27 protein-coding genes are annotated in these 23,002 nt (G+C 70.7%); 21 read left to right on the top strand and 6 right to left on the bottom strand.

Annotated features, from left to right (window positions below; translation table 11 throughout):
* Window positions 1–240: 240 nt before the first annotated feature.
* From ACH5AC_RS11130 to ACH5AC_RS11090, 9 genes are all read left to right on the top strand, one after another.
* On the top strand, window positions 241–1,311 hold the full coding sequence (locus tag ACH5AC_RS11130; protein WP_398861431.1) for a M4 family metallopeptidase: 1,071 nt from the start codon (window positions 241–243) through the stop codon (window positions 1,309–1,311).
* A gap of 20 nt (window positions 1,312–1,331) precedes the next feature.
* Window positions 1,332–1,598, top strand: a complete 267-nt coding sequence (locus tag ACH5AC_RS11125) for a protealysin inhibitor emfourin (protein WP_398861430.1) — start codon at window positions 1,332–1,334, stop codon at window positions 1,596–1,598.
* A gap of 82 nt (window positions 1,599–1,680) precedes the next feature.
* Window positions 1,681–2,985 carry a GH1 family beta-glucosidase gene (locus ACH5AC_RS11120; protein ID WP_398861429.1) on the top strand — a complete coding sequence of 435 codons (1,305 nt, stop codon included), beginning with the start codon at window positions 1,681–1,683 and terminating at the stop codon, window positions 2,983–2,985.
* Window positions 2,982–4,235, top strand: coding sequence for an MFS transporter (locus ACH5AC_RS11115; RefSeq protein ID WP_398861428.1), 1,254 nt, complete (start codon window positions 2,982–2,984; stop codon window positions 4,233–4,235). The genes ACH5AC_RS11120 and ACH5AC_RS11115 overlap by 4 nt, the downstream gene beginning before the upstream one ends.
* 54 nt (window positions 4,236–4,289) lie before the next feature.
* Window positions 4,290–4,445 (top strand): hypothetical protein, encoded by a 156-nt coding sequence (locus ACH5AC_RS11110; protein WP_398861427.1) that lies wholly within the window; start codon window positions 4,290–4,292, stop codon window positions 4,443–4,445.
* A gap of 377 nt (window positions 4,446–4,822) precedes the next feature.
* Entirely contained in the window at window positions 4,823–5,185 is a 363-nt protein-coding gene (locus ACH5AC_RS11105; protein ID WP_398861426.1) for a cytidine deaminase, read from the top strand.
* A gap of 160 nt (window positions 5,186–5,345) precedes the next feature.
* Window positions 5,346–5,822 carry a hypothetical protein gene (locus tag ACH5AC_RS11100; RefSeq protein WP_398861425.1) on the top strand — a complete coding sequence of 159 codons (477 nt, stop codon included), beginning with the start codon at window positions 5,346–5,348 and terminating at the stop codon, window positions 5,820–5,822.
* Between the two features lie 152 nt (window positions 5,823–5,974).
* On the top strand, window positions 5,975–7,303 hold the full coding sequence (locus tag ACH5AC_RS11095; RefSeq protein WP_398861424.1) for a beta-xylosidase: 1,329 nt from the start codon (window positions 5,975–5,977) through the stop codon (window positions 7,301–7,303).
* 94 nt (window positions 7,304–7,397) lie between these two features.
* Complete coding sequence (locus tag ACH5AC_RS11090) at window positions 7,398–8,414, top strand: WxL protein peptidoglycan domain-containing protein (RefSeq protein WP_398861423.1); 1,017 nt, start codon at window positions 7,398–7,400, stop codon at window positions 8,412–8,414.
* Here the strand turns inward: ACH5AC_RS11090 and ACH5AC_RS11085 are convergent.
* The gene (locus ACH5AC_RS11085; RefSeq protein WP_398861422.1) at window positions 8,308–8,646 is read right to left on the bottom strand and encodes a P-II family nitrogen regulator; all 339 of its coding nucleotides are present in this window, start codon (window positions 8,644–8,646) and stop codon (window positions 8,308–8,310) included. The two genes, ACH5AC_RS11090 and ACH5AC_RS11085, sit on opposite strands and share 107 nt — an antisense overlap.
* Window positions 8,643–9,956, bottom strand: coding sequence for an ammonium transporter (locus ACH5AC_RS11080; protein ID WP_398861642.1), 1,314 nt, complete (start codon window positions 9,954–9,956; stop codon window positions 8,643–8,645). The genes ACH5AC_RS11085 and ACH5AC_RS11080 overlap by 4 nt, the downstream gene beginning before the upstream one ends.
* 162 nt (window positions 9,957–10,118) lie before the next feature.
* On the opposite strand from ACH5AC_RS11080, the gene era reads away from it, so the two are divergent.
* From era to ACH5AC_RS11020, 12 genes are all read left to right on the top strand, one after another.
* The gene (era, locus tag ACH5AC_RS11075) at window positions 10,119–11,081 is read left to right on the top strand and encodes a GTPase Era (protein WP_398861421.1); all 963 of its coding nucleotides are present in this window, start codon (window positions 10,119–10,121) and stop codon (window positions 11,079–11,081) included.
* A gap of 96 nt (window positions 11,082–11,177) precedes the next feature.
* A complete protein-coding gene (locus ACH5AC_RS11070; protein WP_398861420.1) occupies window positions 11,178–11,840 on the top strand; it encodes an HAD-IA family hydrolase in 663 nt (220 codons plus the stop codon).
* A 90-nt stretch (window positions 11,841–11,930) separates the two neighbouring features.
* A complete protein-coding gene (locus ACH5AC_RS11065; protein WP_398861419.1) occupies window positions 11,931–13,133 on the top strand; it encodes a helix-turn-helix domain-containing protein in 1,203 nt (400 codons plus the stop codon).
* A gap of 194 nt (window positions 13,134–13,327) precedes the next feature.
* Window positions 13,328–13,777: a hypothetical protein gene (locus ACH5AC_RS11060; RefSeq protein ID WP_398861418.1), complete on the top strand. Its 450-nt coding sequence runs from the start codon at window positions 13,328–13,330 to the stop codon at window positions 13,775–13,777.
* A complete protein-coding gene (locus ACH5AC_RS11055) occupies window positions 13,774–13,971 on the top strand; it encodes a hypothetical protein (protein ID WP_398861417.1) in 198 nt (65 codons plus the stop codon). The genes ACH5AC_RS11060 and ACH5AC_RS11055 overlap by 4 nt, the downstream gene beginning before the upstream one ends.
* A 62-nt stretch (window positions 13,972–14,033) precedes the next feature.
* Entirely contained in the window at window positions 14,034–14,921 is an 888-nt protein-coding gene (locus ACH5AC_RS11050) for a glycosyltransferase family 8 protein (RefSeq protein WP_398861416.1), read from the top strand.
* Window positions 14,918–15,799: a phosphotransferase gene (locus tag ACH5AC_RS11045; RefSeq protein WP_398861415.1), complete on the top strand. Its 882-nt coding sequence runs from the start codon at window positions 14,918–14,920 to the stop codon at window positions 15,797–15,799. Before ACH5AC_RS11050 ends, ACH5AC_RS11045 begins: the two co-directional genes overlap by 4 nt.
* Complete coding sequence (locus ACH5AC_RS11040; protein WP_398861414.1) at window positions 15,796–16,527, top strand: glycosyltransferase; 732 nt, start codon at window positions 15,796–15,798, stop codon at window positions 16,525–16,527. Before ACH5AC_RS11045 ends, ACH5AC_RS11040 begins: the two co-directional genes overlap by 4 nt.
* 26 nt (window positions 16,528–16,553) lie before the next feature.
* Complete coding sequence (locus ACH5AC_RS11035) at window positions 16,554–17,441, top strand: PIG-L deacetylase family protein (RefSeq protein ID WP_398861641.1); 888 nt, start codon at window positions 16,554–16,556, stop codon at window positions 17,439–17,441.
* On the top strand, window positions 17,435–18,049 hold the full coding sequence (locus tag ACH5AC_RS11030; protein WP_398861413.1) for a hypothetical protein: 615 nt from the start codon (window positions 17,435–17,437) through the stop codon (window positions 18,047–18,049). Before ACH5AC_RS11035 ends, ACH5AC_RS11030 begins: the two co-directional genes overlap by 7 nt.
* 5 nt (window positions 18,050–18,054) lie before the next feature.
* Window positions 18,055–19,116, top strand: a complete 1,062-nt coding sequence (locus ACH5AC_RS11025) for a glycosyltransferase (RefSeq protein ID WP_398861412.1) — start codon at window positions 18,055–18,057, stop codon at window positions 19,114–19,116.
* Window positions 19,117–19,160: 44 nt separating this feature from the next.
* A complete protein-coding gene (locus tag ACH5AC_RS11020; protein WP_398861411.1) occupies window positions 19,161–19,670 on the top strand; it encodes a hypothetical protein in 510 nt (169 codons plus the stop codon).
* A 13-nt stretch (window positions 19,671–19,683) separates the two neighbouring features.
* On the opposite strand, the gene ACH5AC_RS11015 is transcribed toward ACH5AC_RS11020, so the two are convergent.
* The 4 genes from ACH5AC_RS11015 to ybeY all read right to left on the bottom strand — a co-directional run bounded on the left by ACH5AC_RS11015 (window position 19,684) and on the right by ybeY (window position 23,002).
* Window positions 19,684–20,745 carry a phosphotransferase gene (locus tag ACH5AC_RS11015; RefSeq protein ID WP_398861410.1) on the bottom strand — a complete coding sequence of 354 codons (1,062 nt, stop codon included), beginning with the start codon at window positions 20,743–20,745 and terminating at the stop codon, window positions 19,684–19,686.
* A 105-nt stretch (window positions 20,746–20,850) separates the two neighbouring features.
* Window positions 20,851–21,210 carry an MmcQ/YjbR family DNA-binding protein gene (locus tag ACH5AC_RS11010; RefSeq protein ID WP_398861409.1) on the bottom strand — a complete coding sequence of 120 codons (360 nt, stop codon included), beginning with the start codon at window positions 21,208–21,210 and terminating at the stop codon, window positions 20,851–20,853.
* Entirely contained in the window at window positions 21,207–22,508 is a 1,302-nt protein-coding gene (locus ACH5AC_RS11005; protein WP_398861408.1) for a hemolysin family protein, read from the bottom strand. Before ACH5AC_RS11005 ends, ACH5AC_RS11010 begins: the two co-directional genes overlap by 4 nt.
* Window positions 22,505–23,002 (bottom strand): rRNA maturation RNase YbeY, encoded by a 498-nt coding sequence (gene ybeY, locus ACH5AC_RS11000; protein WP_398861407.1) that lies wholly within the window; start codon window positions 23,000–23,002, stop codon window positions 22,505–22,507. The genes ACH5AC_RS11005 and ybeY overlap by 4 nt, the downstream gene beginning before the upstream one ends.

The following is a 23,002-nucleotide window of genomic DNA, read 5'->3' as shown; positions in this document are numbered from 1 at the left end:
CGCCGCGGCAGCTAAGGAGAAGCAGCCCGAAACGCATGGTGCTCCGCAGCCTAGCGAAGGCGACCGGTGCGCGCGGGCCTGTATCAGTATGCGGGACCGCGCGAACAAAGCGGACAAAAAGTGCGCCATACCACTCGGCATACCACTCGGCGGCCTGCCTGACGGCCGCAAGTCGGCCCATTTCACCAATCATGGTTGCGACTGGTGACAGGAGTATCACTCAGTGCAAGGGTGCCAGGCATGACCACCAACGGGGGCCATGAGCCCGTCTTCTGCACCGTCGTCCCACCCCACGTCCTCGACAGACTCGCCCGCAACGACGACCCCGCCCTCTCCGGACCCGCCCGGCGCACCCTGGCCCGCGACAACGAGCTGCGCGGCAGGCGCCAGGTGACCACCGAGTTCCGGCTCGCGGCGGCCCCGGCGGCGAAGGCACCGTCGGACCAGCCGCTGCGCACCATCTACGACGCGGAGCACCGCACCCGGCTGCCCGGCACCAAGGTGCGCGGCGAGGGCGAGGAGGCCGGCCAGGACGCCACCGTCAACCGCGCCTACGCCGGCCTCGGCGCCACCTTCGACCTCTTCCTCCAGGCGTACGGGCGCCACTCCATCGACGGCGACGGCCTGCCCCTGGACGCCACCGTCCACTACGACCGGGACTACAACAACGCCTTCTGGAACGGCGAGCAGATGGTGTTCGGCGACGGGGACGGCGAGATCTTCCTCGACTTCACCCTGCCCGTCGACGTCATCGGCCACGAACTGGCCCACGGCGTCACCCAGTACACCGCCAACCTCACCTACTACGGCCAGTCGGGCGCCCTGAACGAGTCGATGTCCGATGTCTTCGGCGCCCTCATCAAGCAGTACACGCTCGGCCAGACCGCCACCGAGGCCGACTGGCTGATCGGCGCCGAACTGCTCGCCCCGGGCGTGACCGGCCAGGCCCTGCGCTCCATGAAGGCACCGGGCACCGCGTACGACGACGACGACCTCGGCAAGGACCCGCAGCCGGCGACCATGGACGACTTCGTGCGCACCGGCCGCGACAACGGCGGCGTGCACATCAACTCCGGCATCCCCAACCACGCGTTCTACCTCGCCGCGACCGCACTCGGCGGCCACGCCTGGGAGAAGGCGGGACAGATCTGGTACGACGTCCTGACCGGCGGCGAGCTCGCCGAGCGGGCCCTGTTCACCGACTTCGCCAAGCTGACCGTGCAGGCGGCGCGTGAGCGCTTCGGGGACGGCGGCGACGAGTTCCAGGCCGTGGCGAAGGCGTGGGAGCAGGTCGGGGTGCGGATCCCGTGACTTGGTACTAGACAGGACCCATGCGGATTCAGGTGCGACGCACGGGCGGTTTCGCGGGGATCGAGCGCCATGCGGAGGTGGAGACCTCCGGGCGCCCCGACGCGCAGGAGTGGCACACCCTGGCCGAGCGGGCGGTGGCCGCCGGCCGGGGCACCCCGCCGGTCGGGGTGCCGGACGGCTTCACCTACCAGCTCACGGTGGACGGGAAGACCGTCTATTGCTCGGATCCGCGGCTGACCGACGAGCAGCGGAAGCTGATCACGAGGGTGCTGAAGGAAGGGGCGTAGGTAGGGGGCGCAGGAAGGGGCGTAACTCACGCTTCACGCCAGGGCGTTGACTTCCGTTACCGACGGTACGGATGATCCGCGCATGGCGATGAACCCCCTCCCCCAGTTCCCGGCCGGCTTCCTGTGGGGCGTGTCCACGTCCGCCCACCAGATCGAGGGCGCGGCGGACACCCGCGAACCCTCCGTGTGGGACGCCTTCACGGCCGAGCCGGGACGGGTGAAGGACGGCTCCACGGCGGCCGTGGCCTGCGACCACTACCACCGCTACCGCGAGGACGTGGCCCTGCTGGCCGACCTGGGCGTGGGCGCGTACCGCTTCTCGGTCTCCTGGCCCAGGGTGCGCTCGGAGGGCGGCCTGGACTTCTACGACCGCCTGGTGGACGAGCTGTGCGCGGCGGGCGTACGGCCGGTGCCGACGCTCTTCCACTGGGACCTGCCGGTGTCACTCGACTGGCTGGACCGGGACACGGCGTCCCGCTTCGCCGAGCACGTGTCGGTGGTCGCCGAGCGGCTGGGCGACCGCGTCAACAAGTGGATCACCCTCAACGAGCCCGCCGAGCACACCCTGCTGGGCCACGCCCTCGGCACCCACGCGCCCGGCAGGCAGCTGCTGTTCGACGCGCTGCCGGTCGCCCACCACCAGCTGCTGGCCCACGGTCTCGGCGTCCAGGCCCTGCGCGCGGCCGGCGCCACGGACATCGGCATCGCCAACTCGCACGGGCCGACCTGGCCGGCGTCCGGGGAACAGCCGGACGTCGACGCGGCCGGCTTCTACGACCTGCTGCTGAACCGCCTCTTCTCCGACCCCGTCCTGCTGGGCGAATACCCCGAGGGCATCGGCGAGTTGATGCCGGGAGACGTCTCGGGCGACCTCAAGGTCGTCGCGGAGCCGCTGGACTTCTACGGCATCAACTACTACGCGCCGACCCGCGTGGGCGCCCCCCAGGGCACCGAGATCGACTTCGGCGGGGTGCGGATGCCCGCCGAGCTGCCCTTCTCCGTGCGGGAGATCGAGGGCGTACCGGTGACGGACTTCGGCTGGCCGGTGGTCCCCGAGGGCCTGACGGAACTCCTCACCGGCTTCCGTGACCGCTACGGCGACCGGCTCCCGCCCGTCGTGATCACCGAGAACGGCTGCTCGTACGAGGGCCTCGACGACCAGGACCGGATCGCCTACCTGGACGGCCACATCCGCGCGCTCCACCGCGCCGTCGAGGCGGGCGTGGACGTGCGCGGCTACTTCGTCTGGTCCCTGATGGACAACTTCGAGTGGGCGGAGGGGTACGCCCGCCGCTTCGGGCTGGTCCATGTGGACTTCGGGACGCTGGAGCGGACGCCCAAGGCGTCGTACGGCTGGTACCGGGAGCTGCTGAGAGCCCAGGGATGACCACCCTGGGAACGCCGGACGCGCTGGCGGAACCGGTCGAACGGGTCGGCCGGGGCTGGACCGCGTCGCTCGCCCTCGCCAACGGGGCCATCTGGGTGGGCTGGTTCGGCCCGCTGCAGCTCCTGCTGGCGTCCCAGGCGGAGGACTTCGCCCCCGGCTCCGGCATGTCCAAGGAGACGATGCTCGCCTGGGTCACGGGGATCGGCGCGGTGGTGTCCCTGGCCGCCAACCCGTTCTTCGGCGCCCTGTCGGACCGGACGACCTCCCGCTGGGGCCGCCGTACGCCGTGGATCGTGGCCGGGGCGGCGGGCGGAGCCCTGTCCCTGCTGCTGCTCGCCGGTGCGGGCGGGGTGTGGACCATGACGGCCGGCTGGTGCCTGGTCCAGCTGGCGCTGAACGCGGCCTTCGCGGCGGTGACGGCGGCCGTGCCGGACCGGGTGCCCCGGCTGCAACGGGGCGCCGTGGGCGGCTGGTTGGGCGCGGCCCAGATCCTGGGCGTGGTCGGCGGGACTGGTCTGGCGACGGCGGCGGGCGGCATCCGGGCCGGCTATGCGGCGTGCGCGGTGTTCACGCTGGTGGGTGTCCTGCCGTACGTCCTGCGCCACAGGGACCTGCGCCTGCCGGCGGCCGACCGCCCGCCCTGGTCCTGGCGTACCTTCGCGGCGGGGTTCTGGCTGAGCCCGCGCCGCCATCCCGACCTGGGCTGGGCCTGGCTGACCCGCTTCCTGATCAACCTGAGCAACGCGCTGGTGCTCCTCTACCTCCTCTACTACCTGCGGGACCGCCTGCACTACGACGACCCCGAGGAGGGCGTGCTGATCCTCACGGCGGTGAACGGCCTGACCCTGCTGGCGACGGTCGTGGTCTCCGGTGTCTGGTCGGACCGGGTGGGCCGCCGCAAGCCCTTCGTGGTCTGGTCCGGTCTGCTGATGGCGGCGGCCACGGCTCTGCTGGCCTCCTGGCAGACCTGGCCGGGCGCGCTCGTGGCGGCGGCGCTGCTGGGACTGGGCTTCGGCGTCTTCACCTCCGTGGACTTCGCCCTCATGACCGACGTCCTCCCCAAGGCCCTCGACCGCGGCAAGGACCTGGGCATCATCAACGTGGCCAACGCCCTCCCCCAGGTCACGGCCCCCGCCCTGGCCGCCCCGCTCGTGACCCACCTCGGCGGTTACCGGATGCTGTATCTGGTGGCGGCGGGGATCGGGCTGGCGGGGGCGGTGCTGGTGGGGCGGATCCGGGGGGTGGACTGACGCCCGGGGGGATCGTCGGCGGAGCGCTTCTGCGCGTGCCTCGGGGTGCGGCGCATGGGATCGCTGATCAGCGCTGTGCGCGACGAGGTCGAGGCCGCTCGCTTCCTCGCCGGGACGGGCGACTTCGACCCGGACCGGGCCGACCACGTCGAGGACGTCTCGAGTGCCGTGCTGGGGGGGCGCCGGCGGCGCCTACTTCTTCCGCGGTGAAGGCGGCGAGGAACGCCCGGTCCTGTTCGCGGACTCGGAAGGGCGCGCGGCACTCGTCGTGATCGGCCTGCCCGAGCTCCTGCGGCTGCTGCTGGGCACCCCGTGGTGGCGCGACTGCCGGACGTTCACCGCCGAGGAGAGCCGGTCACTCGCGACCGAGTACCTGGCGGACCTGGCGGACCTGCCGGACCTGCCGGGACTTCGTCCTCGTCGGCGCCCGGGACGGGAACCGTACGAGGCGCTGACCGGGAGTCACGGGGTCCCCCTGGTTCTCTCGGCGGCGGACTCCATGGCGCCGGCTCCCTCCGGGACGGCCGGGTGGATTCCCGCAGCAGGGCGAGCGGGTTCTCGGTCCCTCGGCTACGTATGCTCGGGGCATGACCGACAGCAGCGCGCTTGATCCCGAGGACCGCAAGATCGTCACCCTGGCCCGTTCCGCGCGGGCCCGTAACGGTGTGCCCGAGGGGGCGGCCGTGCGGGACGACACGGGGCGTACGTATGTCGCCGGGTCGGTGGACCTGCCGTCGCTGCGGCTGAGTGCGCTGCGGACGGCTGTGGCGATGGCGGTGGCGTCCGGGGCGAAGTCGCTGGAGGCGGCCGCGGTGGTCGGTGAGGAGGCGGAGGTCGCCGCTGAGGACCGGGCCGCCGTCGCTGATCTGGGCGGGCCGGACACGCCGGTGCTGCTGGCCGGGCCCGACGGCACCGTGAAGCTGACCGTTCCGGCGGGGTCCGCACAGTAGGCCGGAATTCAACCTTGCCGGGTTCAATCATCGGCGTATCAATGGAGCCATTGGTTCCGACGGACCGTCAGATATGGCTCGGGCGGCAGGTGACCGCACCCACCCCTCCCGGGCCGACGGCCGTGGATACGCGCAGGATCCGGGAAGGAGCCGGAAGCCCATGAGAGGCAAGCGAATCACAACAGGTGCGGCCATGGTGGCGGGAGGGCTCGCCGCGGCGGGACTCGCCCTCGCGCCCACCGCTCACGCCGTCACCCCACAGGCGGCGACCATCACCGCGAACTGCGGCATCTTCGGCGGCGGCCAGGCCACCCTCACCGCCACCCAGAACGGCACCGCCGCCACCCTCACCCTCAGCTCCACCGCGATCACCGCACCGATCGCCCTGGGCGCGAACTCGATCTCCTCCACCCTGACCATGGCCAAGGCGGGCGGCGGCAGCGTCGCCTTCACCGGCACCGCCAATCCCGCGATGCCCGTCGGTGCCCCCATCACCGTCGGTCCGCTGAACGGGACCGTGGCCTCCGGCGACAGCCTGGACATGAACGGCGGGTCGCTGAAGATGGTCGTCTGGGGCATCACCGTCACATGCACGGCGACCGGGCCGCAGTCGCCGGGCCCGTTCGTCTTCGACTGATCCCCCGGGCGTCGGTCCGCCTGCTGCCGCAGAAGCTGACACTCCATCAGTTTCCTGCGGCATCTCCATTGACTTCTCACCTCCCCTCCACGTCAATGACCCCCGTCGGCGCAGAAGAGCCGCTGCGCCCGCATCCCTCAGGAGGGGACACCATGGGTTCGACACCCCGAAGATCCCGGAGACGGCGCTGTGCGGCGCTGCTCGGGGCGGCCGCGCTCGCGGTCACCGCGGGCGGTGTGCTGGCGGCCCCGGCCGGCGCCGCCCCCGTGAACGTGGACTTCCCCACGCACTGCATCCCGCCGCCCATCGCGGGCCTCCCGCCGATCGACGGCACCACCACCGCGAGGATCGAGGTGGACAACGCCAGCCCCAAGGTCGGTGACACCGTCGCCGTGACCTACACCGTGGTCACGCCCGCCGCCGGCAACCCCACCGACCTGGCCCTGCCCGCCGACATCATGACCCCGACCGGCAAGGTCACCCTCGGCGGCGCGCAGACCGGCGCCGTCACGGTCGCCGGACCGCAGAAGAACGACCCGGTGCCCGGCCGGGCACCCTTCCCGTCCTTCTCCATGACCGGCACCTTCACCGTCACCGCGCCCGGCGCGATCACCCTCTCGCCCGGCGACTACAACATCCACACCAGCTACCTCCTGGAACTCGACACCCCCTGCACGGTGACCAACCCGCCCGCCCCGGTGTCGGAGACGATCACCGCCGCCGACAACCCGCCCGCCAACACCCGGGCGATCTCGCTGAGTTCGGCCTCCGGCAACCCCGGCGCGAGCGTCGTCGTCACCGGCAGCCACTTCACCCCGGGCGCCTCCGTCACCCTCGCCGGCCGCTCCGGGTCCACCCAGACCGCGGACACCGCGACCGTGACCGCCGACGCCCAGGGCGCCTTCAGCGGCCCGCTCGTCGTCAACGACCTCACCACCACCGGGGTCGTGGCGTACGAGGGCGGCGCATGGAGCTCCGACAAGGGCGCCGGACCCGCCGCGTACGTCGTCATCGACGACACACCCGTACCGGCGAACAGTCAGAAGCTGACGACGACCGTGAAGGCGGGGACGCTGTCCATGTCCCAGGCCGGTGACGCGGTCGCCCTCTCCGCCGTCGACTTCGGCAAGGGCGGCGCCTCCACCGGAGCCCTGCGGACCGTGACCGTGAAGGACTTCCGCGGCGGGCCCGCGGGCTGGTCCCTGACCGGCAAGGTCACCGACTTCACCGGACCCGGCGCCAGCATCGCCGCCGGGAAACTGAGCTGGACCCCCGCGTGCGCCACCAAGCCGGGCAGCCCGAGCACCTGCCAGGCCGGCTCCGCGGGCACCGTGGGCAGCGCGGGAGCGACCCTGGCGTCCGCCCCCGACGCCGCGCTCACCGGCGGTGAGTTCACCGCCGACGCCCAGCTCTCCCTCGACGTACCGGCGTTCACGCCCCCGGGCGGCTACGCCGGCGTCCTGACCCTCACCCTCACCTGACAGACCGTCACCGCAGGCCGGGCGCCCCGCCGTTCACGCAACCCGGGGTCCGCACCCGCCCGACCTGCCCGATGCCGTCCGGGGGTCCGCACCCATGCGCAAGCCGTACGTCCTCCTCCTGAGCCTGCTCCTGCCCGCGCTGTTCCTCACCGCCCCCGCCCACGCCGCCGACAACGGCAGCTGGTCCGTGCACCCCGTCTCCTCGGCCGTCGCCGCGCGGCCGTACTTCCATGTCTCCGCCGACCCCGGCCAGACCATCGAGGACCAGGTCGTCGTCACCAACAAGACCGCCGACCCGCTGACCTTCCGCCTGTACGCCGCCGACGCCTACAACACCCCGCGCGACGGCGGCTTCGCCGTACGCGCCGAGGAGGAGACGATGCGGGGCGTGGGCGCCTGGGCCCGGCCCGCGAAGGAACGGATCACCGTGCCCGGGCACGGCTCCGTCACCGTGCCCTTCACCCTCGAAGTGCCCGAGGACGCCGAGCCCGGCGACCACCCCGGGGCGATCGTCGCCCTCGACGAACGGGTGTCGAAGGGCTCCGGCGGGGTCGCGCTGGGCATCCGGCAGGCCGTCGGCGCCCGCGTGTATCTCCAGGTCAGCGGCCCCGCCCTGCCCGCGCTCAGCATCGAGGACGTACGGATCTCCCACGACCGACCGCTCCTCCCCGGCCTCGGCGACTCCACCGCGACGATCCACTACACCCTGCGCAACACCGGCAACATCACCCTCGACCCCGAGGTGGAGCTGAAGGCACACGGCCTGTTCGGCCGTACGCTCCTCGCCCGCGAGCTGACGAAGATCCCCGCCGAGCTGCTGCCTGGCCAGAAGGTCCGCCTCAGCGAGCCCTGGCGCGACGCACCCAATCTGGACTGGGGCGAGGTGACCCTGACCGCCACCGCGAAGGACACCCGGGAGCAGGCGAGCGCCTCCTTCCTGACCCTGCCGTGGCTGCTGCTGGCGCTCGCCTTCGCCGCCGGGATCGTAGGAGGAGTACTCCTGGTCAGAGCGCGTCGGGGCCGCGCTCACCGGTCCGTACCCGGACGACCGTCTCCACCGGAAGCGCCCACACCTTCCCGTCCCCGATCTTCCCCGTCTGCGCGGCCCTGACGATCGCGTCGATCACCGGATCCGCGTCCGCGTCCTCGACGACGACCTCGATACGGACCTTCGGCACCAGATCCACCTGGTACTCGGCACCCCGGTACACCTCGGTGTGGCCGCGCTGCCGCCCGTACCCGCTGGCCTCGCTCACGGTCAGACCCTGCACACCCAGCTCCTGCAGGGCGGTCTTGACCTCGTCGAGGCGGTACGGCTTGACGATCGCGGTGATGAGCTTCATGCCTGGCTCTTGACCTTCTGGGCGGTGGGGACGACGGAGTGCGCGGTGACCGGGGCTCCATGGCCCAGGACGCCGTGATCGTATGCGGTCTCGGCGTGCACCGTAAGGTCCAGGCCGGTGTGCTCCTGCTCCTCGCTCGCCCGGAAGCCCATCGTCTTGTCGATCAGCTTGCCGAGGCCGTACGTCACGGCGAAGACGTACGCCCCCACGGCGACGACGGCGACCGCCTGCTTGCCGAGCTGGGTGAGTCCGCCGCCGTACAGGAGGCCCTCGACGCCGCCCGTCATGGCCTTCTCGGCGAAGACACCGATGAGCAGGGTGCCGATGACACCGCCGACGAAGTGGACGCCGACGACGTCCAGGGAGTCGTCGTAGTTCAGCTTGAACTTCCAGCTCACGGCGTACGAGCAGACCGCGCCGGCGGCGAGGCCCACGACCAGCGCGCCGAGCAGGGAGACCGAGCCGCAGGACGGGGTGATCGCGACCAGACCGGCGACCGCGCCGGACGCGGCGCCCAGCGTGGTGGGGTGGCCGTCGCGCTTCTGCTCGACGAAGAGCCAGCCCAGCAGGCCGGTGCAGCCGGCGGCGAGCGTGTTGAGGAACGCGGCGGCGGCCAGGCCGTTCGCGCCGAGGGCCGAGCCGGCGTTGAAGCCGAACCAGCCGAACCACAGCAGACCCGCGCCCAGCATGACCATCGGGAGGTTGTGCGGCCGCATCGCGTCCTTCTTGAAGCCGAGCCGCGGGCCCAGCACCAGGGCGAGGGCCAGGCCGGAGGCGCCGGAGGTGATCTCGACGGGGAGACCGCCGGCGAAGTCCAGGGCACCGAGACGGGTCGAGATCCAGCCACCCGGCCCCCAGGTCCAGTGCGCCACCGGAACGTATACGAGCAGCGCCCACAGCGGCACGAAGACCATCCACGCGCTGAACTTCGCCCGGTCGGCTATCGCACCGCTCACCAGCGCGGCCGTGATGATCGCGAAGGTGAGCTGGAACGTCGCGAAGAGCAGGGTGGGGACCGTGCCCTGCACGCTGTCCGGGCCGATACCGGACATCCCCGCGAAGTCCAGGCCGCCGATGAGCCCGGCGCCGACGTCCTCACCGAAGGCGAGCGAGTATCCGCAGGCCAGCCAGACGACCGTGACCAGCGCGATGGACACGAAGCTCATCATCAGCATGTTCAGGACGCTCTTCGTACGGACCATGCCGCCGTAGAAGAGGGCCAGGCCCGGGGTCATCAGCAGCACGAGGGCGGTGGCGGCGAGCGGCCAGGCGGTGTCGCCGGTGTCGACGCTCGCGGCGGCGAGGGTCACGGTCGTCACGGTGATCTCCAACGGTGCGGGGGCTCGTCAGAGCGTCACCGGCGTGCCTTTCCGGTGGCGTACGGGTGTGTTTCCGTGACGTTTCGTTGCCGTCGGGTTTCCGGAAGCTCACCGTGGGCGGCCGGTACGGCGGTGCCTTGGGGATCAGGGAGAATGGGCGCCATGAGCGTTCGCACCGAGACATCCCAGCAGCCGGCCGAGGCCGAGCACCGCGCCGGCTTCGCCTGCTTCGTGGGGCGGCCCAACGCCGGCAAGTCCACCCTCACGAACGCTCTGGTCGGGCAGAAGGTGGCGATCACCTCGAACCGTCCGCAGACCACCCGGCACACGGTACGGGGCATCGTGCACCGGCCCGACGCGCAGCTGATCCTCGTCGACACCCCGGGGCTGCACAAGCCGCGCACGCTGCTCGGGGAGCGGCTCAACGACGTCGTACGCACCACATGGGCCGAGGTCGACGTGATCGGCTTCTGCCTGCCCGCCGACCAGAAGATCGGGCCCGGCGACCGGTACATCGCCAAGGAACTGGCCGGGATCAAGCGCACGCCCAAGGTCGCGATCGTCACCAAGACCGACCTGGTCGACTCCAAGACGCTCGCCGAACAGCTGATCGCGATCGACCAGCTCGGCAAGGAGCTGGGCATCGAGTGGGCGGAGATCGTGCCGGTGTCGGCGGTCGGCGACAAGCAGGTCGGCCTGCTCGCCGACCTGCTGATCCCCCTCCTCCCGGAGGGCCCGGCGCTGTACCCCGAGGGCGACCTGACGGACGAGCCCGAGCAGGTCATGGTCGCGGAACTGATCCGCGAGGCGGCCCTGGAGGGCGTCCGGGACGAGCTTCCCCACTCCATCGCCGTCGTCGTCGAGGAGATGCTGCCCCGCGAGGACCGCCCCGCCGACAAGCCCCTCCTCGACATCCACGCGAACGTCTACATCGAGCGGTCCAGCCAGAAGGGCATCATCATCGGCCCCAAGGGCAAGCGCCTCAAGGAGGTCGGCATCAAGTCCCGCCGCCACATCGAGGCGCTGCTCGGCACTCCCGTCTTCCTGGACCTCCACGTCAAGGTCGCCAAGGACTGGCAACGCGACCCGAAGCAGCTGCGCAAGCTGGGCTTCTGACTTTTCCTTGCCCACCCAGGACGTTCTTCACCATGACGGCTGCGCGCTGCGGGGTAGCGTCCCCGTGAGAACACATCGCGGAAGGGACGTCACCGCATGGCGCAGAGCACTGCCACCGTCGACGGACACGAGCAGCGCGGCCTGATCCTCGACTTCGCCGGGGTGCTCACCGCTGACCCCGTCGCCGTCCACCGTGAGTGGTGCGTGGCGGAGGGGCTGGCTCCGGGTTCGTGGCGAAGCACTCTCAACGATCATCCCGAAGGGCGGCGCCTGTACGCGGCGTTGGAGATCGGAGAGATCGGGCAGGCCGAGTGGAACGTGGGCACAGCGGCCCTGCTGGGAGCGCATGTGGATCCGGTGAACCTGATGGGGCGAGCCTGGGCCGACGTGCCCGCAGCCCGCCGCATGATCGCACTCGCCCGCGCGGCGCGGGCCGCCGGCCACCGGCTCGCCCTGTTGTCCAACAGCTTCGGCCTCGACCCGTTCAACCCGTACGAGCACATCGGCATCTGGGACCTCTTCGACGTCCACGTCGTATCCGAACGGGTCGGGATCGCCAAGCCCGATCCGGCGATCTACCAACTCGCTCTGGAAAACCTCGCGTTGCCCGCCGAGCGGTGCGTCTTTGCGGACGATCACGCGGTCAACCTTCCGCCGGCTTCCGAGCTGGGCATCGCCACCGTGCACGTCACCGACGAAGACGCGGCCGTTGCCGAGCTGGAGACCCTCCTCGGCGTCACAGCGGTGCTCGCCGCATGAGGTCAACCGCCGTCTGATTCAAAGGCTGTCGGCTCCGCCGTTTCTGTCAGTACTGTCCGTGTGGGACCCATCACGCGGAGGTCATGGGGCATGCAGTGGTCGGAGTACACCACTTCTGAGCGCTTGAAGGCGCTGCGCGGCGGCATGACGCAGGAGCAGCTGGCCGAGGCCGCCGGAGTGTCCGTCGGCGTGGTCCGCAAACTGGAACGGGGTGGTACGGCTTCCCTGCCGTCCCTGCTGTCGATCGCCGACTCGCTCGGTACCGACATTGCCGTGCTTCTCGGTCAGCAGGCGCCCCGTCGGTCCATGGACCGTGATGAGCGGGCCGCGCTGCGCATGGTGTCCGCGGCCACCCACGATGCCGCTACCGGCATCCCCGGCGACGTCGAACCGGGCAGTGTCGAGGAGCTTCGCGCGGTCCTGCGCCGTGCGGACGCCGCCTACTGGGAAGGCCGGTACACCGAGCTCGGCACCCTTTTGGGCCAGCTCCTCCCCGAGGCGCGGGCCAGGTTCGATGCCGCCGGGCTCGACGAGCGGGAGGCCGCCGCCGGCATCCTGATGGATACCTTCCAGACAGCCGGCATGGCCGCCAATGTGCTCGGCTCGCGGGACCTGGCGTATGCGGCGCTGACGTACGGGCGCCAGATCGCCGCGCAGAGCGGGGACGATCTCCGGGACGCGCACCTCGCGGCCACCACCGCGTGGGTCAATCTCCGGGACGGGCGCACCAAGCAAGGGTTTCTCCTGGCCACGGCGCAGGCCGATCGGATCGAGCCCAGGATGAGCGAGCACGATCCGGACCGGCTCAGCGTCTACGGGCAACTCGTCACGAACGCCGCCGTGGCCGCCTCCCGGGGTGGAGCGAGTGCCGACAACGCTCGCGAGTATCTCTCCCAGGCGCACGCCGTCGCCGCCCGCATCGGGGACGAGCACGCCCGAGGGTCGCACGCCCAGCCGTACGGACCGATGTACGCCGCCACGCAGGCGATGAGCATCGCTGTGGCCCTCGGCGACACGGCCGGAGCGCTGCGCCTGATGGACACCGTCCGGCTGGACGACACCGTGCCCCTGGCCACCCGCGCCCGCTATGGCCTGGACGTCGCCCTCACCCACGTGGAATGCCGACGGTGGGATGCCGCAGCGGACACACTCCAGGCCGTGTGCGGCATTGCCCCTGGTTGGGTGCGCCACCAGATGCTCCCCGGCGTCATCATCAGCAGACTCGCAGGCGTGTCCGTCAACCGGCTGCGAGGACTGGCGAACTCCGCGGGGGTACCCCTCGGACTACGCTGACGTACGACCCGTAGTGCCACGCCCCGTAGCAGCCGCCTGTGCCCCACCAGCCCGACTGCTACGGAGCGTGGTACACCAGCGGGCGTGCCGGCGCCCGCTGCCATGGGACGTGACACCGGAGCCGCATACGGAGTCTCACCGCTGCGATGGGCCGTGCCTGGGCCCGCTCCCGACTGCCCAGCAGTCTTGTGGGCATGCCGATCAACCCACCTGGAGGCATCGGGCACGTACCCGTTGCCGTCTACTCCTGCGCCACCGACTCCGCGGCCCTCGGTGACAGCGAGGAGCGTGGCCGCCGCTACGCCGACGCCCGGCATTGGCGGGTCGCAGGCGTCTGGTCCGACCCCGACCCGGTGCTGCCGCTCATGGAGCGGCCGGGCTGGCGGGCCGTCACGGCCGCGCTTTCCGCCGGGATGATCCGGGGCGTCGTCGTCAGCGGTCCGGCACATGTCGCCTCCGACGCTGTCCAGTTCGCCGCGCTCGGCGTTCTCCTCCGCGATCGGGGAGGGTTCCTCGCGGACGCGTCGAACGCCACCCCGGCGCGTCGAACGTCCGGCCAGGCCCGCCGACGCCGCGACATCGTGGACGCGGCCTCCGGATGGGGCAGGCAGGCCGGCACTCTCGACGAAGGGACCGCTCCGTGAGCGCTCAGCGGGCGTGGGTGGGCGACCTCGTCCGAGACGGCGGCGGACGGCGTGCGGTTGTCACCGACGTCCGCGCCGACGGCACCGTTTGGGTGCTGCGACCGCCGACCGGCGGCGGATCCCACTGGGAGACCGCCGATCCCGACAGCCTGGACATCCTCGCTCCGTCCGGAACTGCCTGGGACAACTGGTGAGCCCCACGTTCGCCCGCGCCTCCTCCGTCACCAGTGCACAACGTCCGAAAGGCGAAGCCCCCGTGTACGCGTTCGGCCTCTGCATCGACCAGCGCTACCTCGTCCCTGGCCTCGCCACGATCGCCGGCCTGGCCGACAGCCTCACGTCGGCCGCCCGCCGAAACGCGGCCGTACGGGTGCTCACCCTCGATCTCACCCCGGCGCAGGCCCTCCTCCTCTCCGACCTCGCCAAGCGGACCGGCTTCGGCTCCTTCGACATCCGCCGCTGCTCTCCGCTGCGCACGTGCCGCATGGCAGACGCCTCGTACATCACCGTCACCACCTATCTGCGGTTCGAGTTCACGCCGGGCTTCGTCGGCAGGCCATACCTGATCTACCTGGACGCGGACGTTCTCGTGCGCGGAGACATCACCGAGCCGCTCAACTCCCTGGCGCCGGACGAGACCGGTGCCGTCAGGGACGAGTTCAACCCGGCCGTCGGCGAATGCCCGGCTCTGCCGGGAGCCGATGACCGCTGGCCCCACCTGCGAGGCCGCCCCTACTTCAACGCGGGCGTCCTCTGGATCCACATCGACCACATGGCCACCATCCGCCGAGGCGTCAAGTACGCGCTGGTCCACGCCCGCCGCCACATCCTCCACAACGACCAGGACGCCCTGAACCTGTGGCTCCTGCGATCCGGCCAGGTGCGGCCGGTTGCCGCCGGCTTCAACCGATTCGAGACCTCCCGTTTCCTGGAGCGGGGGAACTGGGTGCGCCGGGTCGTCACTCGGCCGCTCGGACCTGACCCGGCTGCGGCTCTCGTGCACTTCGTCGGTCCCGAGAAGCCGTGGCAGGCCGAATGCCCCGCCACCGAGGACGTGATCGAGTACCGGCGGTACCTGTCGCGCACCCTGCGGCACGTCCGCCGCCTGGGCGCCGTCGGCGCGGAACCGGCGGGTGCGTGGTGACCCTGGACGTACCTGCCGCCGTCTCGCGGACCTGCCTCGGCCTGGTCGGCGCTCCGGCCAGGGTCGCACATCGCCTGTCCGCACGGTCGAGGACGGTTGTATACCGGGCTTTCCTGACCGACGGCCGGAGCGTCGTGGTCAAGGTGTACGCGGCCACCGCACGCCGCAACGCGATCACCGAGGCCGCCGCCCTCCGGGCCGTGGCCGCCCACGTCGCCGTACCGGCCGTGCTTGCGTACGGACAGGTCCCCGGGCAGGGGGCGACGGCGCTCGTCACGGCCGACCTCGGCCCGCTCACCCTCGGCAGCGCCGTGCGCTCCGGCCGGGTGAGCGACGAGCAGGCTCTGAGGGATCTGGGCGACCTGCTCGGCCACCTGCATCGGGTGCCTGTCCAGCCGTGGGCCGCGCGCCGGCCGCTCCACGAGCAGGTCACCTCGCTCGGACGACGCTGCCCGCTCAGCACCCTGGAACGCATCGGGCCCGCCCTCGCCACCATCGCCGATGTTCCTGCGGCGGCTTCCGTGTGGTGCCACGGCGACCTGCACGGCGACAACGTCGTGATCGTCGGCTCTGAAGCAGTGAGCCACCTCATCGACTTCACCGACGCCGCAGTCGGCCCCCGCGAATCCGACGTGGCCCAGACCCTGGTCATGACCGGCGCCCTCGCCTCCGCCCGGGCCCGCATGGTCACCCATGCTTACCCCCTCCCCTTGGACCGCAGCCAGTTGGCGGCCTGGGCCGTCTTCCACACGGTGCGCTGCTGGGCGCACTCGGTACCTGGAGACGACCGCAGTCAGTGGGCCGGCCGTCTGGACGAGCTGAGCCGGCGGACCCCCCACCTCTTCCGCGCACCCCGTCCGGAAAGGACATACCGATGAGCACCCCTGCCCTGTCGGTGGTGATCCCGGCCTACAACGAGGCTGCTTACCTGCCCCTCTACCTGCCCTCCGTCCTCGCCTCCCTCATCCGCTGGGAGGAGACCACCGGCCACACCGGCGAGGTGATCGTCGTCGACAACGCCAGCACCGATGCCACCGCCGACATGGCGGCCTCCTTCGGGGTCCGCGTCGTCACCGAGAGCGCCCGCAACATCGGCCGGGTGCGCAACACCGGAGCGAATGCCGCCCGCAGCGGACGTCTCTTCTTCACCGACGCCGACGTGGCACTGCCCCTGGAGGCCGTCACCGCCGCCGCTGTCGCCCTGGACGCCGGGGCCGTCGGCGGCGCCATTCCTCCGCTCTACACGCCCGAACGCCTCGGAGCCCGCATGCTGTGCGCCTACTGGGACCATTACCGCGCCCGGAGCGGCGGAGCCCAGGGTGTGAACCAGTTCTGCACCGCCGACGCCTTCCACCACATCGGCGGTTACCGGGACGACCTGTTCATGAGCGAGGACGTGGAGTTCTTCGCCCGCCTCACCGCCCACGGCCAGGCCACCGGCCGGCCCGTGACGATCCTCGACGAGCTGCGTGTACGCCCGTCGACCCGCCGCTACGACCAGTGGTCGAGCCTCCGGATGCTCTGGTGGCAGAACCCCGTTACCGCCCGCCTGCGCCTCCGGTCACCCCGCATGTGGCGCCACTGGTACGAGACCACCGTGCGCTGACGAAGGAGCCCCCTGTGAAGTCGCCAATGCCCCGGGTCGATCTGCCCGTTCCGGATGGGCACGGCATCTACACCTTCCCCGACGACCTGCACCGCGCCCACCAGCAGTGGAACCGGCAGCTCGCCGACCGCCACCGGTCCCACGACCACCGCGTCCTGGAGGTGACCGCACCCCACACCCGCGTCCCGTACTACATCGAGGCCCGTACCTCCGCCGGTCGACCCGTCCTCGTCATCGAACCCCACCACGACGACTTCGCCCTGTCCGCCTCGGGCACTTTCCTCGCCCACCCCAGACCGCTGACCGTGGTCACTGTCTTCACCCGGTCCCGCAGCGTCCACCCCGCCCTGGAGGCCGCGTACGCCAACATCAGCACCGTGTCCGACCTGCGCGATCGCGAGGGCGCCGCCGCGCTGGCGCCGTTCGCCGCACGACGGATCCTCCTCGGCCACAAGGACGCAGAGCCCCCGTACCGGCCCTACGACCCCGAGCTGCTCGACCAGATCACCGAGGAACTTCGCCAGATCGTCGCCGACCGTCCCACCGCCGAACTCCTTGCGCCGGCCGCAGTCACCCGCCATCCCGACCACCTGCTCGTCCATGAGTTGGCCGTCCGTCTCGGCTGCACCTGGTTCTGGGAGGATCTCGCCTTCTGGGCAACGTACGCCCTCGTCGGCTGCGACCAGCACCTCTTCCGGAAGCGCATGGCGGCGACGATGCGGCCCGAGCTGGTCGATGTCACCAGTGTCGTCCTGGACAAGGTCACCGTCCTGCGGATGCACGGCTCGCAGATGCACCCGGCCCGGAAGATGTACCGGCCGATCCGGCACGCCTTCACAACGGCCTCCGACCTAGTCGACGGGGCCGGCCTCTACGCCGAACGCTTCTACCGGATGGAGGCTCGGGCATGCTGATCATCGCCCTGGAAGGCCCCTCCTACGCCGGAAAGACCACGCTGACACGCCACCTGCGACGCACTGCGCTTGCCGACCGAGCGTTCATCTCGGATTGCTACGTCAAGCACATCGCCCACCGTGTCGACGTCCCTCCGGCCCGGACCGACTCGGCTTCGGCCCAACTCGCCGCCTTCGAGAGGTTCATGGAGATCGAGGCCACCCGGGTGGCCGAGGCCGCCGCGAGCGGCAGGGTGCTCGTCATCCTCGACCGGTCCGTGGACACGCTCCTCGCCCACGCGTACGCCCTGGACGCCCTCTTCGGGTACGGCGTCCACCACCAGCTGCGGGACCGGCTCCAGGCACTTCCGTTCCTGCGCCCCGACCACACCCTTTACCTTGACGTACCGGCCGAAGCTCTCCACCTCCGTCGGAAGACCGCCGGTCACACCGCGGCCGAGTCCGACTACTTCCTCCACGAGCCCGGCTTCCTCCACCATGCCCGCGACTACTTCGTCCACACGCCCCGCCGGCCCGTGACGCGAGAACTCACTGTCCTGGCCGCCGATGCGGGCCCTGACGACGTCGCCCAAGCCGTGGAAGCCCTCGTCACCTACTGGGCGAGGTGACCGCCATGCCCACCGCCCTTTTCGCGTGGCGCCGCACGCCGCCCCCGTTCCTCGTCGGCGGCGCCGAGGTCACCCAACAACTGCTCGCCGAAGAACTCGCCGCCTCGGGCTGGCACGTCACCTACCTCGGCTCGCACGAGGCCCCCTGGAACGGAGCCACCCAGCTCCCGGGGATGCGTGCCCACCTGGTCGCGCATCGCGTCCCGTACGACGAGGAAGGCGGCGCCCTGCGGTACCAGTGGAACGGGGTCGAGTGTGCTGCACTGACACAGAACAGAGTGGAGAACGCGCTCGGGAGCCTGCTGGGGGCTCTCCGCCCCGACATCGTGTTCACCTCGCAGGAAGGCTCGGCGCAAATCGCCGCGCGGGCCCGGGCCAACGCCCTCGTCGCCGGCCTGCTGCACTCCGTCTCCGCCACCGGCCTGGGCGTCCTCGCCGGCCGACCCCACTACGGGCTCGCCGTGTCGGAGTTCGTGCAGGCACGCGCACCCCGCGCCGCCGGAACCCGCCTCGCCGTGATGTACCCGCCGTTCGCGCTGCCCGGGCCAAGCACGGACGTGGCCCGCACCGCGTCCGTACTCATGATCAACCCGATCCCTGCCAAGGGCTCCGAGCTCATGCACCAGCTCATCCGACTCATGCCGGAACAGCACTTCACCCTGGTCGAAGGCTGGTGGGACACCGCCACCGACTTCGCCGCCCACCCGAACGTGACGTACGTGCCCCGGGTGTACGACATGCGGCCCCTGTACCGCAGTCACCGGCTGCTACTGGTCCCATCCACCGTGGAAGACGCCTTCCCGCGCGTGATCATCGAGGCCGCGCTGCACGGCGTCCCGACCATGGGAACCGACCGGGGCGGCATCCCCGAAGCCATCGGCGACGCGGGGATCGTCCTGCCCAGCACAGCCGAGGCCGAGACGTGGGTGCGTACGATCCGTAGTGCCGACCACGAGGCGCTGGGCATGAGAGCACGGCGCCGGGCGGTCCGGTTCACGCGGTCGTGCCTGCACGAGCTCCGGAAGCTGGGGATCCAGGCAGATCACGGCGGGAGGGCGGATTGGTGAAGGGCCGGACGGGCACGACAGCACGAGCATGCCTCGTTTCCCTGTTGAGCGGCGCGATCATGCTGTCCACAGCGGGGTGCTCACCGGAGCCACGACCACTGGCGGCGGTGTACGTGGACCAGCAGGGCACGGCACACGCGCTGCTGAGATCGTGCGATGACGATGGCCGGGTACGTGGTCCCGAGCTGCGCGGCACTGCTGTCCGCGCTACGGACGAGGCCACGTCGGACGAGACGCAGGAGACCGCACCAGAAGCGCACACGGAGGAAGAGCCCTGGATCGGCTGGGACACCCGCGGATTGCACAAGGCTGCGGACTTTCCGCTTTTCGCCCCGCCCTCAGTATGGGCAGCCGAGATCCGGGGACCGCAGACCCTGCGACCCGGCTACTCGTATGAGCTCGCGTTCGGCGACCCCGATGACTCCTATGCCTACAACGGCTCAGTGACGTTTGACGCCCAACAACTTGCGGGGGTACCGGTCGGCGAGGTCCTGACCGGGCAAGGCACGATGACAAGAGAGGCATTCGAAGACCTCGCACGACAGGCTTGCTGATCACTCCGGCTGCTCAGAGCCGCGCTCTCCGGTCGTCCCCGGCGAACGCGCGCTCCACCATGTCGAGCCGCTCCGTCCACCAGTGAAGAAGTGCCTCGTCGGCGATGAACAGGTCGTCGCAGGAGTGGTCGTCCCGGTCGTAGTGGAACTCGAGCTGCCAGAAGTCGGTCATCCGCTTCCACCACAGTCGGCGTGCACCATCGACCAGTGCGGCGGCCTCCAGCGGGATCACCGACCGGTAGCCTGCCACGAACGCAGACACCCGCTCCAGGTCGAACACGCCCTCCACTCCGAACTGGACCTGCGCCGTACGCACGACTTCCTCCGCGTACGGGCGAACGCCCAGCCTGTCCCAGTCCAGCACCGCGGCCAGCTCACCGTCCGCCCAGAGGAGGTTCCGGTACTGAAAGTCGCCGTGTGTCCAGCCGTGCGGGCCCGCGGGGACGTCACCCTCGGGGCGTAGGTGAGCGTGCTTGTCGAAAAGGATCTTGCGCTCTTCGAGGGCAACGCCCGCAGCCACGTCGAAGGTATCGGCCGCCCCCCGGGCCGACACCACTCCGGCAAGCCGATCTGCCTTCTGCACGGCTCGCCCGGGATCCGCCACCTCGGCGATGACCGAGGCCGGCACCGAGGGCAACCCAGCGCCGTCGGCGCCACGGCCGAGCGCCGCATGAAGCCGCGCAAGGTGCGCGCCGAGCTCGGACGTCTGCGGCAGGGGCAGGTCGATTCCACGAATGTGCTCGCCGGCCGACCAAGAGAAGAGGCAATAGCCACTACCGCCGACTTCGGCCACCACATCACCCGAAGCGGTGGACAGCGGAGCACAGGCAGGGACGCCGTGCGAGGCGAGGAAGGGGAGGACACCGAGATTGCGACGCACTTGATCGAGCGGCACGTCCGTGACCCGCTTGAGCGCGAACCTCCCGACCGTGGTGTCCAGCCGCCAGTTCACATTCATCAGGCCGTCGGCGAGATGCTGTCGATCCAGCACCTCGCCGATACCGAACGCCTCGATCAGCTCTTCAAGATCAGATGCGGGGATATACGTCCTGTCCGCCACACTCGCCTCGGTCACCGAAGCGACGATACGGGAGTCGGACACTCAGAAGCACAAGGATCACCCGGTTCCCTATGGGGCCGGTCTCCGCCCGGTGAAGGTCTGCCCGGCCGTGTGGTCGGCTCAGGGGCGGTCCAGCCGCAGCCGCTCCGCGCGCGGCAGGCCCGCGACGACCAGGTCGTACGAGTCCTCGACGAGTTCCCGGATCAGGCGGTCCGGGAGTTCGCCGTCGACGGTGACCGTGTTCCAGTGGCGCTTGTTCATGTGGTAGCCGGGGGTGATCAGCTCCGGGTGCTCGCCGCGCAGCCGGACCGCGTCCTCCGGGTCGCACTTGAGGTTGACCTTCAAGGGCCGCGCGTCCAGCCAGCTCAGGGCGAACATCTTGCCGAGCACCTTGAAGACGGAGACGTCCGGACCGAAGGGGAAGTCCTCCTCGGCCGCGTTGAAGGAGAGACAGAGGGTGCGCAACTGCTGAGGGGTCACTCCGGCTCCTTCTCCTGGGCGGGGACCGGCACCGTCGGCTCCACCAGCACGGTCACGATCTTGTTCCGGCGACCGGCCGCGGCCTCCGCGGTCAGCCGCAGCGCGCGCCCGTCCGGGAGGTCGACGAGGGAGGACGCGCCGGCGATGGGGACACGGCCCAGGGCCTTGGCGAGAAGACCGCCGACCGTCTCCACGTCCTCGTCGTCGTACTCCTCCAGGCCGTACAGCTCGCCCAGGTCCGTGATGTCCAGGCGGGCCGTGACCCGGTAGCGGTCCTCGCCCAGCCCCACCACCGGCGGGAGCTCCCGGTCGTACTCGTCGGTGATCTCACCGACGATCTCCTCCAGGATGTCCTCGATGGTGACGATGCCCGCGGTGCCGCCGTACTCGTCGATCACCACGGCGACGTGGTTGCGCTCCTGCTGCATCTCACGCAGCAGATCGCCCGCGTTCTTCGTGTCGGGCACGAACGCCGCCGGGCGCATCGCCGTCGACACCAGCTCGCTCTCCGCGTCCCGGCTGACATGCGTCTTACGGGCCAGATCCTTCAGATACACGATGCCGACGATGTCGTCCTCGCTCTCCCCGGTCACCGGTATCCGGGAGAAACCGGAACGCAGTGCCAGCGTGAGGGCCTGGCGGATCGTCTTGTAGCGCTCGATGACGACCAGGTCGGTGCGCGGCACCATGACCTCCCGCACGAGGGTGTCGCCCAGCTCGAACACCGAGTGCACCATACGGCGCTCCTCGTCCTCGATCAGCGACTCCTTCTCGGCGAGGTCGACCATCGCCCGCAGCTCCGCCTCGGAGGCGAACGGGCCCCGGCGGAAGCCCTTGCCCGGCGTCAGCGCGTTACCGATGAGGATCAGCAGCGACGGGACGGGGCCCATCACACGGGCCAGCGGCAGCAGGACGTACGCCGCCACCGTGGCCGTGTTCAGGGGATGCTGACGCCCGATCGTGCGCGGCGAGACACCGACGGCCACATACGACACCAGCACCATCACACCGATCGCGGCGAGCAGCGCCTGCCACGTCCCGTCGATCTCCTCCAGGCAGACATACGTGACCAGCGAGGCCGCCGCCATCTCACAGACGACCCGCACCAGCAGCGCCACATTCAGATAACGCGTCGGATCGGCGGCGACCTGAGCGAGCCGGGCACTGCCGCGCCGCCCCGTACGCACGGCCTCCTCGGCACGGAAGCTGGACACACGCGCCAGGCCCGCCTCCGCGCACGCGGCCAGCCACGCGACGACGACCAGGGCGATCGCGCCGAGCACAAGCTGCGGGGTCATGACACAGTCGGCGCCGGGGACGGGCCGGTCAGGCCCTTCTCCGCCCGCCAGCCATCCACGATCGCCGCCTGCAGACCGAACATCTCGGCCTTCTCGTCGGGCTCCTCATGGTCGTACCCCAGCAGGTGCAGCACACCATGGACGGTGAGCAACTGCAGCTCCTCGTCCATGGAGTGCCGCGTCGGCGCCTCCGCGCCCTGCCTGGCGGCCACCTCGGGACACAGCACGATGTCACCGAGGAGGCCCTGCGGCGGCTCGTCGTCGTCCTTCGACGGCGGCCGCAGCTCGTCCATCGGGAACGACATCACATCCGTCGGCCCCGGCAGATCCATCCACTGCATGTGCAACTGCTCCATGGCATCGGCGTCCACGACGATCACCGAGAGCTCGGAAAGCGGGTGGATGCGCATCCGCGCGAGCGCGTAGCGGGCGATGTCGAGGATCGCCTGCTCGTCGACCTCGGTTCCGGACTCGTTGTTGACGTCGATCGACAT

Source organism: Streptomyces sp. NPDC018693 (assembly GCF_044391385.1).
Lineage (GTDB): Bacteria > Actinomycetota > Actinomycetes > Streptomycetales > Streptomycetaceae > Streptomyces.
Note: the sequence above shows the minus strand (reverse complement) of the source record. Positions and strands in the feature narration are given on the sequence as shown.